This window comes from uncultured Oscillibacter sp., from assembly GCF_950073225.1.
Classification (GTDB): Bacteria; Bacillota; Clostridia; order Oscillospirales; family Oscillospiraceae; genus Oscillibacter.
The window spans coordinates 1-16,589 of record NZ_CATMPS010000030.1 but is presented as its reverse complement, the minus strand read 5'-3'; the positions used below and the strand labels follow the sequence as shown (position 1 = coordinate 16,589).

The window sequence follows — 16,589 nt, the reverse complement described above, 5'->3', positions numbered from 1 at the left end:
TCAGATGCCGCCAAAAAAATTGGGCGGCATTTCGCTTTTCTTGACCGAATTTTGACCTTTGCCCGTTATACTCGACCTACCAAAGCAAAGGAGGCCATATATGCGAAAACGATTGATTGCCGTTCCCCTGCTGTGCGGCGCTCTTTTTTCCCTCGCTGCCTGCGGGAACTATGCCATTCCAGACAGTACGCCCCCGCCGTCACAGGCTGTCGCCGCAAATCCGTTTGAGGAGGCGGAGGAGGATGCCGGATTTTTGGCAATGCTCACCCACGAAGCCGCTTCGGCTGATTTCTCCGAGAGCGGGGAGCGTCTGCCCTTCTCCTATGACGGCGGCGAGTTTCGGCTGGACTACCGATTCTCCCTCACCGGCAGGATGGATACGGTTGGATTTCTCCTGTTTCTGGACGGCCAGCCCCAGCCCTACAAGGTGAACGATACCACAGCGGAGTATGCGTATTGTCATAGCTTCCCCGCAAAGGAGGATCAGAGTTTTTCCTTCCTCTTTGAGCCTGTGACCGGCAGCACCGGCGATACGCTGGCCCTGACCGTGGTGAGCATCACGAACCCGGACTTCCAGCCGGATATGGAATCCACCTCCAGCTATGGCTGGTATCATAAGACGCTGGAATCCTGTGTTGAATTGCAGTTCAACGCGGACGCGCCCGCCGCCCATTCAAACCTTCCGCCCGTCCAGAAAATCTTTTCACAAAGCGAATTGCGGGAGGAAAAGGTCACAGCGCAGTATGTGGAAAACGAGCTTCCCAAATACGGCTGGGGCGGTGTGAGCATGGATACGCTGGACAGCGGGATCTATTATACGTTCTCCTGTGACGGCGGCCTCATTTATGACAACCTGCGGGTCTCCGCTCCCGTCACCCTGCGCTTTACCATGTGCGGCACAGCCGGAACAAGTTACAGCATCGCTTTTTTCCTGGATCACCGGCCGGTGAAACTTGACGAAAGCACCTCCTGCTCCATTACATTGAGCAAAGGCGGCGTCATAGAGCTTGAGGCCGTGATTGACCCGGATATGCTGGGGGATTTTAACACCCTTTACTGCGTCGCTGTGCCGCGGGGCGAAGGCTTCGCCCCGTTCTTTAAGAGCAATTCCATTCTATTATATAAGGATGTATCGACTTAAGCTGCAAGGAGAAATGAAAATGAAAAAAACATTCTGCGTCACATTTGTGCTGATTTTTACCCTGGCGTTGTCCGCCTGCGGCAAAACGGATGCCCCTGCCCCTGCGGTTTCGGGAAGCGATCCATCCGACACTCCCGTGGTTTCTGTTCCGACCCCTGACGGACAGCCGGGGCAGTCCCCTTCTTCCTGCACCTTCGACCCCGCCCTGTTTGGCGGCAAGCTCCGGAGCTGCGCCTATGCTGGGAACGGAACACTTTTCGTGCTGGCAGACAAGCTGTATCTCTACGACACAGGGACTTCCTCGGTGCTGGCCACCGCAGAAGCGCCCCTGCGCGACTTTGAAGCCCAGGCCATTGACGGGGGTTACGTCCTGTCCGGCATGGGCGACAGCGGCATGATGGCGTACATCTACGACAGCTCGCTCTCTCTGAAGAAGGAGATCGCGGTGAATGAGCTTTTGCAGGGAGATTTTGTTGTCAGCGAAACCGGGGGCGCAGCGGCCTCCACGGACGGGAAAAAGCTGGCCTTCGCCGCCTTGGGCGGGCTGTATCTGTATGACCTGGAAAGCGGGAGCCTGACTACCCTCCTGGACGTGGCCCAAAACGCCGGAACAGCCAGCATCAGTATTTCCATGCTGAACGGCGCTGCCTTTGCCCAGGACAACAGCCAGATCGTGTTCTTTGGCAGCGGCAGCTCAATTCCCGCGGCAGATGGCGAGGAAGACTTTTCCATCTACGGGAGCGTTGCCGTGGATGGCAGCAGTCTGAAGCTCACAAAACCGTCCGGCTATGAAATGGAAGAAATGCAGAGCAGCGTCAGCCGGTTATTTTTCCCCCAGGCCTTTACCCAGGCCGATGGGACGCTGCTTTGGGTGGACCGGGCAACAGGCAGCGCCAATACGCTTTCCTTCTCCGCCAGCGGTGAGGGCAAAGACGGCGTGTACAGCTCGGAGCAGGGGAACTATGTGGCGACCGCCGTTTTGGACGGCAGTCTGACCGTTCGCGTCTATGACGTGGCCTCCGGCGAATTGGCTGCCACCGAAGTGATTGAGAACTCCGACCCCGCATATTTCTACCGCATCCCCAGGATTTACCTATTGGATGGAGCCAAGACCGCCGTAGTTGTTCTCGGAGGCAGTATCGACGAACTTGATACGCTGGTATCTGTATTTGAATTTTAAGCCAGCATAATTTTAATGGATAAAGGAGAATCCAAACATGAAAAAGACGATTTGCTTGCTTTTAACCGCGCTCCTTACAGTGGCGTCGCTGTCTTTCGGACAAGCCAGCGCTCTGGCGGCGCCAGCCGGCCCCGTAAAGTGTGTGTTTAATTCCTCCCAGTTTGACGGAAAAATCCGGGAGTGCGCCTATGCCGGGGATGGAAGGCTTTTCGTAGCGGCGGATAAGCTGTACCTCTATGATACCGCCACAGGCTCGGTGCTGGCCAAAACGGAAACACCCCTGCGCTCCTTTGAGGTCCAGACCATTGACAAGGGCTATGTTCTCTCCGGCATGGGCGATGACGGCATGATGGCGTATATCTATGACAGCGCCCTTACGCTGACCAAGAAAATTGCGGTCAATCAGCTTTTGACGGAGGACTTCGTGGTCAGCGAAACCGGTGCAGCGGCCTCCACGGACGGAAAGAAGCTGGCAATCGCCACCCTGAAAGGGCTGTATCTGTATGATCTGGAAAAAGAAAAGCGCACCACTCTGCTTGATTTGACGAAAAAGGCCGGCACATCCAAGATTCAAATTTCCGTTGTGGATGGCGTTGCGTTTTCCCAGGACAACAGCCAGATCATGTTCTATGGCGGAGGTCAGTCCATTCCCGCCAAAAAGGGTGAGAACAGTTTTTCCATCTATGGGAGCCTTGCCTTGGACGGCAGCAATTTGAAGCTCACCAAGCCGTCCTCTTACAGCATTGAGGAAATCCAACGCAGAACCGACCGCCTGTTCTTCCCCCAGACCTTTACCCGCAATGACAGGACGCTGCTCTGGCTTGACCGGAAAACCGGAGACAAAAGCACGCTCTCCTTCGCAACCAAGAACGAGGGCCGTAACGGTGTGTACAGCTCGGAGCGGGGGAACTATGCCGCCACCGCCGTTTTGGACGGCAGCCTGACCGTTCGTGTCTATGAAGCGGCTTCCGGCAAGCTGCTTGCCACCAAAGTCATTCAAAATTCCAATAAAACATACTTCTACCGCATCCCCAGCATTTACCTTCTGGACGAGGCCAAGACCGCCGTGGTGCTTCTCGGAGGCAGCATCGGTGAAGTGGATACGCTGGTGTCTACATTTACCTTTGGTGAATAACATGGAGATTACATTTGAAAGCGTATCGAAGCAATACAAGAAAAAATATGCGCTGAAAAACTTTACCGCCACATTGAGCGAGGGCGTATACGGCCTGCTGGGTGAAAACGGGGCCGGAAAAACCACGCTTATCAATATCTTTGTGGGCATCCTGCGCGGGGACAGCGGCACGATCCGGGTGGAGGGCCGGGATGTGAAAACGCTGGGCAAAGCGTTCCTGTCCCAAATCGGCTATATGCCGCAGTATCCTATCTTCTACCGGGATTTTACCGTCAAGGATTTCCTGCTCTATATGTGTGCGCTGAAAGACATTCCCACCCATGAAGCGGAGGCCCGAGTTTCGGAGCTGCTGGCCACGGTGAACCTGACGGACGCGCGGAGCAAGAAAATCGGCGCGCTCTCCGGCGGTATGCGCCAGCGCGTCGGCATTGTGCAGGCCATGCTGTCCGACCCGAAGATTTTGATTCTGGATGAGCCTACCGCCGGTCTTGACCCCAGCGAGAGGATCCGGTTTCGGAACCTGATCTCCCGGTTTGCCCAGGGCCGGACGATCCTGCTGGCAACCCACATCGTTTCCGATGTTGAGTGCATCGCGCGGGAAATCCTGCTGCTGAAACAGGGGACGCTGCTCATGCAGGGAACGCCCGCCGCGCTGGAACGGAACATTGCGGGCAAGGTGTGGAATATAACCGCCGGGGCCGAGGACGCCGCGCTGCTGACCGATATGTACTGCGTCAGCAACATGAAACAGGAGGACGGACGGTTTACCCTCCGCATGGTTGAGGACGGATGCCCGTTCAAGACCGCACAGCCTGTCCAGCCCAACCTGGAGGATGTGTTCTTGTACTATTGCAGGGGGGAGCGCCATGGTACGCCTGATACGGTATGAATTTATCAAGCAGTTCTGCAAACGCTCCATTCTGGCGCTCTTTGTGGTGTTCAGCCTCGCCAACCTGTTCAAAATCTATGGCGAATACAAATCCTATTCCTATCTGACGGACGGGAACGGAGAGCGGAGCTGGCACACGCTTCATTGGCAGCTCTATGAGGAATACCGGGGGGAAATCACCCCGGAGAAGATCGAACGCCTGCTTGCGGTTTATCAGCCACTTGTGGAGGCCACGTCAGATATGACCGCAAGCACAGCCACCGATGACCCCAACACGATGACCGGGAACCTGTACAGCGACAGGAACCTGCTGGACAAGTATTTTGTGCAGCCTATGCAGTATTCCTATGAGTACAGCCGCCGGTCGGAGCAAGCGGCAAACAGAGCGCGGCAAAGCGCCGCGCTCTATGGGGAACGGGGAGCGGTCTACCAGCAAAGGGAGAGCGGCGCAATCTATAACCTATATGCTGGCCGCACCATCCCCGCCTTTGCCTACCGGGAAATGTGCAATTACTATCTGAACTATGATTTTTCCATTGTCCTGACCCTCCTGCTCTGCCTCTATGGGATCATCGGAACCTTTGTGAGCGAACGGGAGACGCAGATGGATATGCTGCTGCTGGTAAGTCCCAACGGCGGCAGAAAAACAGTCCTGGCGAAAATTCTCGCGGCCACCCTGTTTCTGCTTTTGACCTCGCTGTGGTTCTCTTTCCTCGACCTGATTGGCTTTGCGGCCTCCTTTCAGACCTTGGAAGGGCTGGCCCTGCCGGTGTTCGCGATTCCGAACTTTGCGGAAGTCTCTGTCAATCTCAGCATTTTTCAGTATGTCCTCCTGTCTGCTGCCCTCAAATGCGCCGGCGCATGGGTGATGGGGATGCTCTGGCTGTTGGTTTCGATGTTCTGGAAAAATGCCCTGCTCCCCTTTGTCATTGACTTTGCGCTCTGTATGGCGCTGACCGTCAGCGGAGCCGCCTGCGCCTACTCCAATTTCTTCTGGGCAAAGGTGCTGAACCCTTATTCTCTGCTGGCAAACCGTGTTCTCCTGGGCAAAACAGAGTTTGTAAACCTGGGCGGATTCCCCGTCCTGACCTGGCAGGCCGCAGCATGGTTTGCCCTGATCGCGGGCCTTGCGGCTGCTGCTATGATTTATTTTCTGTCAGCGGAAAACGGTCACCGCTGTGTTCGGAGGGCAAAATGAGTGTTTTCTCTTATGAATGGAAAAAACTGATGGTTATGCAGCGGGGCCTGCTCTATATCCTGGCCGCGCTCCTGGCCGGCACGGTTTGGCTGGCCGCGGCCGACAGGCCGCAGAACAGCGCGATGGAAGAATACCGCGAGGAATACGAGTGGTATCTGGAACGGCTGGACGGGGCCTGCACAGAGGAAAAGGCCGCTTGGCTGGAGCAGGAGGCCCAGGCTATCACGGAGGCCCGCAGTACCCGATCTCAATCCCAGGAAAACTATTACAGCGGCCAGATCACAGAGGAACAGTATGAGCGGCAGATCGCGGAGGTCAACACGGTATTGGCCCATGAGCATGGGTTTGAAGCCGCGTACCGGCAATATTTATATATCTGCGAGGACACCGGCAATCGTTACTTTCTGAAAACAAACGGCTGGGCGGGGCTGTTTTCCGCCCAAACGCTGGACTTCCCGCTGTTCCTTGTCATTTTGATTTTGGCATCTGCGGTTTTTTGCTCGGAGTATAGCTGCCAGATGGACGCGCTTTTGCGGACGGCGGCCCAGAGCCGCAAGAGCGCCGGAAGCAAAGCCGTCATGACCCTCTGCGCCGTGTTCGCTCTCTGCGGAGGGCTGGCCCTGATTCGCTTTGCTTTCTTCGGAATAAAATACGGCCTGCCCCACGGGGAGTACCCTGTTCAGAGTATCGCCAGTTTCGGGGGCAGTACAAAAAATATCTCCCTGCTGGCCGCGTATCTGATTTTGACCGTCCTGCGCTGCTTTGGCTCGGTGTATCTCGCCGCCCTGCTGCTCTTTACCTCCGTTTTGGTGAAGAAATATGCTTTGACGGTGGTGATCGGGGTGGCATCCACCTTGATACCGTACATCGGCTTGTCCAGACAGATTTGCTATCGCTTGCCGCTGCCCCTGCCGTTTCTGCTGGCAACCGGTTTCCTGGAAGGGACTTCCTCTGTGGAGGATTCGCTGACAGGAGAACCCATCGTGACTTTCTCGGAGCGCTCCCCCCAGGAGCTGCTGGCCCTGCTGGGCCTGTCCGCTGTGTGCTGCGCCCTCATGGTATGGTGGGTCCTGCGGCAAAACACAAACTGCTGGCAGTTTGGAAGAAAATTCGTCAGAGGCCGCGGGGCTGCCGCGCTCTGCCTGCTGGTGCTGCTCTCGCTGTCCGGCTGCTCTGCCGCAGAATCCGCAAATGGGATATTCAATTCATCCTCGCAAAGTGCGTCGGAAGCTTACAGCGTGACCTACGACGATCAGACGCGGAGATACACTCTTGAAAACCGGGCAGCCGGCGCCTTGACGGATTTGCCCCTCTCTCCGCTGTTCGGGGCCTTTTCGGATGGGGAATTTGTCAAAGCCGTCTATATGGATGCCCCGTATATTTACTATATGACCTCCCGTACGGAACAGTATGTGGATCGGGTCGGCAGCTACAACAGTACCGCTACCCAGGTGTCCATCGTCCGGCTTGATACAGAAACTTTTGAGGAACAGGTTATTTTCGAGAAAATAACGGACAGCGGGCGATCTCTGCTGGGAATTGATTATACCGTGGGGGATACCTGGATGTTTCTGCAATACTGCTACGGCTTTTTCCTAAACAGCGACAGCCTCTTTTTCATTACGAATGATGGGATTACGGAAGTGAGCAGGACGATCCAGCGAACGCAGGTGCTGGACATCCCCACCGGAGGGAATATAGCGTTTGATGGGCGGACGATCTACTTCATCAACGAAAATTCTCTGCTGACAGCGTATGACACCAAGACCCACAAGGCAAGACCGTTTCGGAATATGGTTGCCTCTGACTTCTGCCTGACCGGGCAGGGGCTGTACTTTATCAACCGCATGGATTCCGACCGAGTTTATCTGTGCGGCAGGGATGGCGTTGGCAGTCTGAAGGTTTCAAATGACCCGGCCCTGTCTGTTGGGTATGACGGCGAGAAAGTTACCATGATTCTAAAATCGGACGGGAAGGAGGTGGTTTTTGAGCCGTGACGGTACGGGAGCGCCAAGCATCCGTCAGAGCAAGGCGAAAAAAGCGCGGCAGAAGGCTGATGACGGCTTATCATCTTTGAGAGGAAAAGTCGAAAACGAAATCAGGCTTTAGTTGGGAAGCCAGGGACTCTATTCTTTGTTTTGCTGCACAATATTTGATAGGGGACCAATCCGACAAATTACCGGCAGACTGTACCTTAAATAGGGAGCAGCCTGCCGGTTGTCACAGTCCAGCTGTATTTTTTAACTATAGAAAATGATGCTGTTGGGTATCCCGGCGAACATGCAGCAATGCGCTCTATTTCCTGACCACATAATTAGCCGCAGACAGACGTGGAACATGTGGAAACACTGGCTTCAAAGAGTATTGGAAAGCAAATGAAACGGAGCAGAAACGCCTATAAACGATCAAAATTTGTCTAAAAACTCTTTGCGGGCCTCTGATTCCCGCGATGATCGTTCCCACTGTGGACATCTGCCGCGCTTTCGTGCTATGATGAAAAAAACAGTTTACGGAGGCAGATCGCATGCAGAAGATCATGATCGTAGAAGATGACCCGGCCATTCGGGAGGAACTGGCGCTGCTCCTGGAAAATGAGGGATATACGTCTCTGGTAATTACGGACTTTATCGATATACCCGCTCAGGCAGCGCTGGAACGCCCGGACTTAATCCTTTTGGACATCGGCCTTCCGGGCAAGGACGGCTTCTCTCTTTGTGCGGCGCTGCGGAAGGCTATTCCCGCGCCGGTGGTCTTTGTCACCAGCCGGGACGCCGGTGTGGACGAGGTGCGGGCGCTGAGCCTGGGCGGGGACGACTACATCACCAAGCCTTATAGCGTCCCCGTCCTGCTGGCCCGGATCAAGGCCGTCCTGCGCCGCACCGGAGGCGGGCCGGCGCAGGCGGATGTTCTGGAGGCTGGCGGGCTGTGCCTGAGCCTGACAAAAGGCGTTGTGTCGGCCAACGGAAACACCGCGGACCTCACCCGAAACGAGCTGCAAATATTAGCCTGCCTGATGGCTCACGCGGGACAAATTGTCTCCAGGGCCGATCTGATCGATACGCTATGGGACCATCAGATTTACATCGACGACAATACGCTCAGCGTGAATATGACCCGGCTGCGGGGGAAACTGGCGGCGCTTGGCCTGCCCGGTGCCGTCAAGACCCGGCGGGGAATGGGGTATCAGCTATGACCCTTCTGGAATTTTTGTCGGACCGGCTGGGGCGGCTTGCGCTCCAACTGATTTGTATCGGACTGGCGGCGCTGTTCCTCTTTGCCACAGGAACGCAGCCGGGGGTTCTGATTATTTTGCTGTTTGTCCTGCTGCTTATTTTCGCGGCGGCACAGATTTACGACTTTTCCCGTCAGCGTGCCTATCTTCGGGAGCTGGAATTCATTCTGGACAGTTTGGACCAAAAATATTTGTTTGCCGAGTGCGTCCCGCCTCCCCAAAACCTCTATGCCCGGCGGTTGTTCAATTTAACCCGCCGGGCGGGCCGGGCCATGACGGGGGCGGTGTCCGACGCCCAGGCATCCCAAAGGGAGTACCGGGAGTATGTGGAACGCTGGGTGCATGAAATCAAGGCCCCAATCACCGCCGCCCGGCTTATTTGCCGGGATTTGGACGGGGACACCCGCCGGAAGCTTACAGCGGAGCTTGGTCAAATCGAGGCCCATGTAGAGCGGGCATTGTTCTATGCCCGGGCGGAAAACCCGGAGCAAGACTGCCTGCTCCGGAAGACAGAGCTGGAGAAAATTGCCGCCCAGGCCATTGAAAACCACCGCTCCCTATTGATTCAAAACGGCATCCAGGTGGAGACAGAGGGGCTGGGCGGCACGGTTTATACCGATGAAAAATGGGCGGTCTTTATCCTGGGCCAACTGCTCCAAAACGCCGCCCGCTACCGGGGGGAAGCTCCGGTCATTACAATCTCGGCCCGTCCCCTCGGAAAACAGGTGCGGCTTACCGTCTTCGACAACGGCATCGGCATCCCCGCCCATGAGCTGCCCCGTGTGTTTGAGCGGGGCTTCACCGGCAGCAATGGACGCTCTCGCGGCGGCTCTACCGGCATGGGCCTGTATCTATGCAGGAAGCTGGCCGGTTTTCTGGAGCTGGGACTGGATATTTCTTCCCGGGAGGGGGAGGGAACGGCGGTAACGCTGACCTTTCCCGCAAAGGAAAACCTTACAAAACTGTAAGGTAAATCAATAGGACTTCGATACAACGGCCTTCGCTTTTGGTGTACCATAGAGCCGCAAGCAAAGGAGGCAAACGATATGCTGCAGGTACAAAACATTGAAAAATATTACGGAAGCAAAAACAATGTCACCAAAGCCCTGGACCGGGTAAGCTTCGATGTGGAGGCCGGGGAGTTCCTGGCCATCATGGGTGCGTCGGGGAGCGGAAAAACCACCCTGCTCAACTGCATCTCCACCATCGACACCATCAGCGCCGGGGAGATTCTCCTGGACGGGGTGAGTATCGCCGGCCTGTCGGAAGGCGAACTGGCCAAGTTCCGCCGGGAACGGCTGGGCTTTGTGTTTCAGGACTTCAATCTGCTGGATACCCTGACCATTGAGGAAAACATCGGCCTGGCCCTCTCCCTGAATCACCAGGACCCCGGAACGGTGCAAAACCGAGTGCGGGAAGTGGCTGGAAAACTGGGCATCACCGACGTCCTGACGAAATTTCCCTATCAGGTTTCCGGGGGCCAGAAGCAGCGCACCGCTGTCGCCCGGGCAATGGTGGCGGGGCAGTCCCTGCTGCTGGCGGACGAACCCACCGGGGCCCTGGACTCCAAAGCATCCAAGAATCTGCTGGAAATCATGACCGCCATGAACCGCAGTCTGGGCGCCACGATCCTCATGGTCACTCACGACGCCTACAGCGCCAGCTATGCCAAACGGGTGCTGTTCCTGAAGGACGGACGGGTGTTCAACGAGCTGCTCCGGGGAGAACGGGGACGGCCTGTGTTTTACCATGAGATTCTGGATGTTCTGGCCGCGCTGGGGGGTGATGTCAGTGACGTTATCTGAGCTCTCCCTGCGCAACGCCAAGCGGCAGGCCCGGGACTATCTGGTCTACTTTGTCACAGTGGTCATGGCCGCGGCCCTGCTGTATTCGTTTAACGGGCTGGTATTCTCTCAGGAGATCATCACCTTGTCCAAGGGTATCTCCGTACTTCCCCTGATGATTGTGCTGGCCAGCGTGGTGGTGGTGTGCGTCTTTGGCTGGCTGGTGGCCTACGCCACCAGATTCATGCTTCTGCGCCGGGGCCGGGAGCTGGGGCTCTATCTGCTCATTGGCTTGGAAAACCGGCAATTGGCCCGGCTGTTCTTTCTGGAAAATCTGGCTGTGGGCGGCTGTGCCCTGGTGCTGGGGACCGCCCTGGGCGGGCTGCTCTATCAGGCCTTCCGCGCCATTGTGCTGGCGCTGTTCGGCCAGCCCTACGCCTTTTCGTTTGGCTTTTCCCTCCCCGCCTTGGGGCTGACGGTCCTCTATTTTGCCTTGATCTATCTCTTTGCCCTTCGCCGCAGCCGCAAATATATCCGCAGGGCGAATATCCACGACCTGATCTATGTTGACCGCGCTAACGAGGGCATGGTCATTCAAACGGGAACTGTGCGCCGCTGGATGTTCTCTTTCTCCATTGTGCTGGGTGTGGCCGGAACCTGTCTGCTGATGGCGGGAGGCGCTATTTTGGGCGTCATCGGGGCGGGATGCGTCATTGCGTTCCTGTTCGGCTTTTTCCTTAGCTTCGCCTCCGGTGTACCCGCCTTCTTCGACCGGCGGCCCGCCCGGAAGTACCGGGGACAAAGCCTGCTGGTGTTTCGTACCCTGACAGCCAAGCTGGCCACCATGGGTGTGCTGATGGCCACCATCTCCATGATTTTTACGGCCACCCTGATCTCCGAGGGGTCCGGGTTGGTTTTCCGGGGGCTTTTCGCGGGCCGTGCGGCGGAAAGCGCCTGCTTCGACCTGTATATCGGCGCTGCCGGCGACGGACCGGTCAGCCGGGATTATTTCGATTTCATCCAGGACAATATTTCCGTAGAACGGGAGCTGCACTACTGCGTCTACCAAGCGGAGGACAGCCGGGTCATGGACTATGTGGAGCGCATGGGAGAGGACTATCACCGCTACTTTGACCGGGACCCGGTGCTGCGGTACAGCGACTACGCCGCGCTCCGCGCCATTGCCGGATACCCGCCGGTGGAATTGAAGCCGGGGGAGTATCTCATCCACTGCAGGGCCTACCTGGAAAAGCACTTGACCGGCTACACCCAGCCCATCTCCCTGGGAGGCGCCAGCCTGATTCCCGGCGGGGTCCACGCGGAACACCTGATGCAAAATTACGACACGGGCAACGGGGCGCGGTATATCCTCGTGGTGCCGGACGAGGCGGCGGAGGGCCTTCCGGTGTTTCACCACGCCTATGCGGCCAAGACTGCCCAGCCGGTGGCGGAGTCCCAATTTGACCTTCTGTGTGACATCAATTACAGGCTGGGAGAGCAGAATCTTCTGGAGCCAAGCTATGATGAGATTCACACCAGAGCCTCGGAAAAGGCGGAAGAGGCGGCCCAGACGGTCCTGGTCGTCTTTCCCCTCTTCTATCTGGCCCTGGCCTTGACCATGACCGCCGCCACGATTCTCACCATCCAGCAGCTCAGCGAGACAGAGCGGTACAGGCAGCAGTTCCAGCTCCTGCAAAAGCTGGGGATGGACCGGCGGGAGATGGCAAAGGCCCTGGGCCGCCAGTTCACGATTTACTATGTCCTGCCCGCCGTGCCCCCTGTGCTGATCGGCATACCCTTTATCCTCCACTTGTCCCGCGCCCCCGAGCCGGGAGTGATGGTGGGGATGAACAGCCCTGGGGCCATTGCGGCAATCTCACTGGGGATTTTCTTCCTGATCTATGCCATCTACATTCTGCTGGCCTATACCAGCTTGAGGCGGAATGTATTGCCGCAGTAGGAGCAGGGAGAAGCGGCCGCCTGTTTCTGCATGGAGGTGTTCACGTGGGCATAGGTGTCTGGGGTGAACCCGGCGCTGTAGTGACCCAGCATGGCGGAGAAGGTTTTCACGTCCACCCTATTTTGCAGAGCCCAGCACCCAGAATGTGTGCCCTTATGGCATAATAAGGACACATCGGAAAACCCTTGCGTTGCAAGAAGGCGGCGCTTTGTCCTTATTCTTTTCCCACTAAAAAACGGCCTTGAAATGGGGTCTGCGGGAGGGGGTGAGAAACCAGGGCTGCCCTTTAAGGACAAATTTTTTTGGATCACGAAGGCGGTCAAAAATGTACCGCTGATGCACTCATTCACAAACGGATTGCAGCGGTTGGGCGGCAGTCCCTGACGGTTAGCGTCCTCGTTGTAGCGCAGCATGACCCGCTGGAGCAGGAAGCAGCCCATTGCCAGCCCACCGCCGACAAGCTGTGAAAAAGTTTCCAGCGAGTTGTCCACCCGTGCCGGTCTGGGCGGTCTGCCCGGTTCCACTACCAGAATGTTGATTTCATGTTCCATGCAAAAGTCCTCCTTTGGTTTGATTGATGTATCACAAAGCGCCGGGCAGCTTAACCGTCCAGCAGCCCGTGCGCCATATCGTGGCTGACAAGGGCTGTGTAATATTGCCCCATCGTGACGGGGGGCGTTGCAGAGCGCCGCCAGCGTGTACGCCTTGATGTTTGCCAATCTTGGCAGTATTGCTTTTCAGGCTGTCCATGACATAGCCGATATGTTCACTGTTCAGCTTCAGGAACTGGCTTTTGACAACCTCGGTGGGTACTTCCTGCCCGCAGATACGGACAGATTTCCGTGTGGAGCAGCAGATTTCAAGCATTAACTCCACATAGCCGTCCAGCAAGTCCTTGCCGTAGGGGTTCCGTTCCAGAAGAATGTCATAGTCGATATTTTCTAAAATTAATTCGTGGTACCTTTCCATCTCATCCAATCCCATCCTGCGCGGAGCGCGTTTACCAGCAGGAGAAGAAACCGCTGAGGGGGTAGGGGGGGATAGATCAGTATCGCTTTTTCAGTTTTATTTATATCAGTATTATTAGGGGCGGATACTCCGCACTCTTGACCGCTGGTTTTTAGGGGTGCAGACTGCGGTTCCAGAATAAAATTTTTAACGTAAATGCGGGCGGGATGTCCCTGGCCCTGCTCTTTCCGTTCCACCAGGCCGATGCCCTCCAATTCGCGGAACAGCTTTGTCGCCTTGTCCTTGCCGCAGTCCAGCATGGCCATAGCTTCTTCCTGGGTGAAGCAGAGGAACACGCGCCCGTTATCGTCCAGCCAGCCATTGCGGGCAGACAGCCCCATGCGGTCAAGCAGCAGGCCGTACAGCACCTTTGCTTCCAGCGATACGCCCTTGTAGCGTCGGTCGGTCAATAGGATTTTGGGGATACGGTAGAAGCTGTACTGGTCGGCTTCATTCCCGTAGTAGTAATTCAGATTCAAAGTTTCCGGCATTTTCAAAGCCTCCTGTCTAAATGAAAAAAGCCCCGGCGATTTACGTCACCAGGGCCGGGTTATCTATAAACAAAAAAAGCCGCACAGTAGCTGAACATCCGTCAGTTACCGTGCGGCTGATATGAATTAAAATCGGTATTACCGGGTTGCTGCCCGTTTGTCCTTTATTTGAAACGGTTCCTTATCACCCCCCAGTCTGCCCCCACCAAAGGGCGTATTGTAATGGAAAAAGAATGGTGGCAAATCCGAAAATCCTCTCTGATTAAAATTGCTCATGGATTTCTTCGTTTCCAGAAAATAACAGCATATAGTGTTATATACATTTTTCTTTCTGTATTTAGTGCCATATGCGCGCTTTCCAACGCCTGAACAGCCTTGGGTTCCTCCTGATAGGGGTATCTACAATCCGGGGGAATTCCCCAGCAGGAATCATGCTGTAATTTCCTGCTGGGACTTTTCTTCTTCCCTCGTTTCGCCGATAAATCCAATGTCAGTATAATGGATTTCCACGGTCTGTTCCGAATACTTGGAAATTTCCATTTTTGTCGACACGAAATATTGCCATTTTCGCTCCTTTCCATGTGCAAAATGGCATTCTCTGCCAGATCGGGGCAGGGAACACCATTTTTGCTTTTGCGAATACTAACTTATTCTGCTTTCGACGGTGACGCAGGGGAACTACCCGCCCGCAGGCGGCATTGGGATCAGGGAATTTACCCCTGCAAGTGCAAAAATGTACATTTTTGCTATGCTTGCGTCCTCTCCGCCAGAGGCGGCGAGGGCCTTGGCCCCGCCGAAGGCGGGGCCTTCTTCCAGCGGTAATCTGACTTTTATTTGCTGGGATGAGGACGGTGTGATGATTGAAACAGAAACGGCACAGTTTCTTTCCTATGTGAGTTTTGCCTCCTGCCTGGTGCTATAGATTCACCTTGTTTTCTAAAAAGAGAGAGACAGGGTGTCAATCATACACCCTGTTCTTACGTTTTCCTGGCCTGGGAAAGGATATCCTCCTCGCCATTCTCGTCCTGCCAGACACAAAAGGCGGCGCACTCCATGAACCAGCAGGAGCGCAGCAGGGACAGGCAGAAAACTGCTCTCCGCTTAACGGCGGGAGCAGCTGTTCCATCTCCGGCAGAACGACAGGAGTTCGCTCAGAGCTACTGTATTCAGTTTTTGTGTTTTGCATAGTACATCTCCTTCAGTTTGATTTCGTGGGCCATCGCCGTAAAGCAGCCGTTCTACCCAATCCGGTTCCTGACAGGCAACCCTGCTCGGCGCTGTGTCGTATGGCTTCCCTTGGCCCGCTCCCTCAAACTGAAATCATGGCAGGCTTCCCCGAAAAAGTATCCGATTGGACGGTCATTTACTTTTATCCCAGACACAAAAATGTGCCTGGGGTACAGCGATAAGCCTGTAGATGATATCCAATCTCTTTCGGGAAAGCCTGTTATAATCAGGACAATTATTTAAAATGTCTTTTCCAATCAATTGCTGTTGTATGTAGTATAACGCCAATGGATGAATTTGTCAGGATGATGAAATACAGATTGATAACGTAGCAGCTGATAATTCGGAAAATTTTTATTGCGGAAATTACAAAATTCATGTATGATTATAGTTAAATATGGCGAAACCGCACAGATGGAGGAATAATCATGGCTGACATGAAGAAGGAACAGGAACGCGATGAGCTCCACCGGGCAATCTGGGCGATTGCTGATGAACTGCGAGGTGCGGTGGACGGCTGGGACTTTAAGAATTATGTTCTTGGCACGATGTTCTACCGTTATATATCTGAAAATCTGGAGAATTACATCAACCGGGGCGAATGGGATGCGGGGAATGCGGATTTCCATTATGCCGATATGCCGGACGGCGAGGCTGAAGAAGCAAGGATCGGACTGGTGGAGGAAAAGGGCTTTTTCATCCTGCCCAGCGAGTTGTTCTGCAATGTCAGGAAGAACGCACCCCAGGATGAAAACCTGAACGAAACTTTGGAGGCAGTTTTCCGCCATATTGAGGAATCCGCCAAGGGCAGCCAGTCTGAAAGCAGCTTTGCGGGTCTGTTTGACGACTATGATGTGAACAGCAACAAACTGGGCGCGACAGTGGCCAAACGCAACGAAAAGCTGGTCAAGCTCCTCAACGGCGTGGCGGAGATGAATTTGGGCGATGTAAAGGATCACGATATAGACGCCTTTGGCGATGCCTATGAATATCTCATGACCATGTACGCCTCCAACGCGGGGAAATCCGGCGGCGAGTTTTTCACCCCCGCTGATGTGTCTGAGCTGCTGACCCGCCTTGGAACCGTGGGAAAAACGGAGATCAACAAGGTCTATGACCCCGCCTGCGGTTCCGGCTCCCTGCTGCTGAAGGCGGAAAAGGTGCTGGGCCGGGACGCTATCCGCAACGGCTTCTTTGGGCAGGAGATCAACATCACGACCTATAACCTCTGCCGCATCAATATGTTCCTCCACGATGTGGGCTTTGATAAGTTTGATATCGCCTGCGAGGATACCCTGACCGCGCCCCAGCACTGGGATGACGAGCCTTTTGAGTTGATCGTCT

Annotated in this window: 12 protein-coding genes and 3 pseudogenes; 11 read left to right on the top strand and 4 right to left on the bottom strand. The window is 55.3% G+C overall.

What is annotated here, in order from left to right; genetic code table 11:
* The first annotated feature begins 100 nt into the window (after window positions 1–100).
* From Q1M04_RS12525 to Q1M04_RS12480, 10 genes are all read left to right on the top strand, one after another.
* Entirely contained in the window at window positions 101–1,141 is a 1,041-nt protein-coding gene (locus Q1M04_RS12525) for a hypothetical protein (RefSeq protein ID WP_300448030.1), read from the top strand.
* A 19-nt stretch (window positions 1,142–1,160) separates the two neighbouring features.
* Entirely contained in the window at window positions 1,161–2,321 is a 1,161-nt protein-coding gene (locus tag Q1M04_RS12520) for a hypothetical protein (RefSeq protein ID WP_300448027.1), read from the top strand.
* Between the two features lie 37 nt (window positions 2,322–2,358).
* Complete coding sequence (locus Q1M04_RS12515) at window positions 2,359–3,456, top strand: hypothetical protein (RefSeq protein WP_300448025.1); 1,098 nt, start codon at window positions 2,359–2,361, stop codon at window positions 3,454–3,456.
* A 1-nt stretch (window position 3,457) separates the two neighbouring features.
* Window positions 3,458–4,345: an ABC transporter ATP-binding protein gene (locus Q1M04_RS12510; RefSeq protein WP_300448022.1), complete on the top strand. Its 888-nt coding sequence runs from the start codon at window positions 3,458–3,460 to the stop codon at window positions 4,343–4,345.
* Window positions 4,323–5,543 (top strand): ABC transporter permease, encoded by a 1,221-nt coding sequence (locus tag Q1M04_RS12505; RefSeq protein WP_300448019.1) that lies wholly within the window; start codon window positions 4,323–4,325, stop codon window positions 5,541–5,543. The genes Q1M04_RS12510 and Q1M04_RS12505 overlap by 23 nt, the downstream gene beginning before the upstream one ends.
* The gene (locus Q1M04_RS12500; protein ID WP_300448016.1) at window positions 5,540–7,540 is read left to right on the top strand and encodes an ABC transporter permease; all 2,001 of its coding nucleotides are present in this window, start codon (window positions 5,540–5,542) and stop codon (window positions 7,538–7,540) included. Before Q1M04_RS12505 ends, Q1M04_RS12500 begins: the two co-directional genes overlap by 4 nt.
* A gap of 527 nt (window positions 7,541–8,067) precedes the next feature.
* Window positions 8,068–8,736 carry a response regulator transcription factor gene (locus Q1M04_RS12495; protein WP_300448013.1) on the top strand — a complete coding sequence of 223 codons (669 nt, stop codon included), beginning with the start codon at window positions 8,068–8,070 and terminating at the stop codon, window positions 8,734–8,736.
* Window positions 8,733–9,743, top strand: coding sequence for a sensor histidine kinase (locus Q1M04_RS12490; RefSeq protein WP_300448010.1), 1,011 nt, complete (start codon window positions 8,733–8,735; stop codon window positions 9,741–9,743). The genes Q1M04_RS12495 and Q1M04_RS12490 overlap by 4 nt, the downstream gene beginning before the upstream one ends.
* 78 nt (window positions 9,744–9,821) lie before the next feature.
* Complete coding sequence (locus tag Q1M04_RS12485) at window positions 9,822–10,580, top strand: ABC transporter ATP-binding protein (protein WP_295757190.1); 759 nt, start codon at window positions 9,822–9,824, stop codon at window positions 10,578–10,580.
* Window positions 10,561–12,519, top strand: coding sequence for an ABC transporter permease (locus Q1M04_RS12480; RefSeq protein WP_300448008.1), 1,959 nt, complete (start codon window positions 10,561–10,563; stop codon window positions 12,517–12,519). The genes Q1M04_RS12485 and Q1M04_RS12480 overlap by 20 nt, the downstream gene beginning before the upstream one ends.
* On the opposite strand, the pseudogene Q1M04_RS12475 reads toward Q1M04_RS12480, so the two are convergent.
* From Q1M04_RS12475 to Q1M04_RS12460, 4 genes and pseudogenes are all read right to left on the bottom strand, one after another.
* Window positions 12,483–12,650, bottom strand: a pseudogene (locus tag Q1M04_RS12475) (site-specific integrase); the annotation flags it as partial. The gene Q1M04_RS12480 and the pseudogene Q1M04_RS12475 sit on opposite strands and share 37 nt — an antisense overlap.
* Before the next feature lie 195 nt (window positions 12,651–12,845).
* Window positions 12,846–13,070, bottom strand: a pseudogene (locus Q1M04_RS12470) (DUF3846 domain-containing protein); the annotation flags it as partial.
* A gap of 31 nt (window positions 13,071–13,101) precedes the next feature.
* Window positions 13,102–13,509 (bottom strand): annotated as a pseudogene (locus Q1M04_RS12465) (DUF6017 domain-containing protein); the annotation flags it as partial.
* Window positions 13,467–14,018 carry a replication initiator protein A gene (locus Q1M04_RS12460; RefSeq protein ID WP_300448005.1) on the bottom strand — a complete coding sequence of 184 codons (552 nt, stop codon included), beginning with the start codon at window positions 14,016–14,018 and terminating at the stop codon, window positions 13,467–13,469. The gene Q1M04_RS12460 and the pseudogene Q1M04_RS12465, both read right to left, overlap by 43 nt.
* A 1,655-nt stretch (window positions 14,019–15,673) precedes the next feature.
* On the opposite strand from Q1M04_RS12460, the gene Q1M04_RS12455 reads away from it, so the two are divergent.
* A partial coding sequence (locus Q1M04_RS12455) for a type I restriction-modification system subunit M (RefSeq protein WP_300448003.1) occupies window positions 15,674–16,589 on the top strand: 916 nt, incomplete at its 3' end.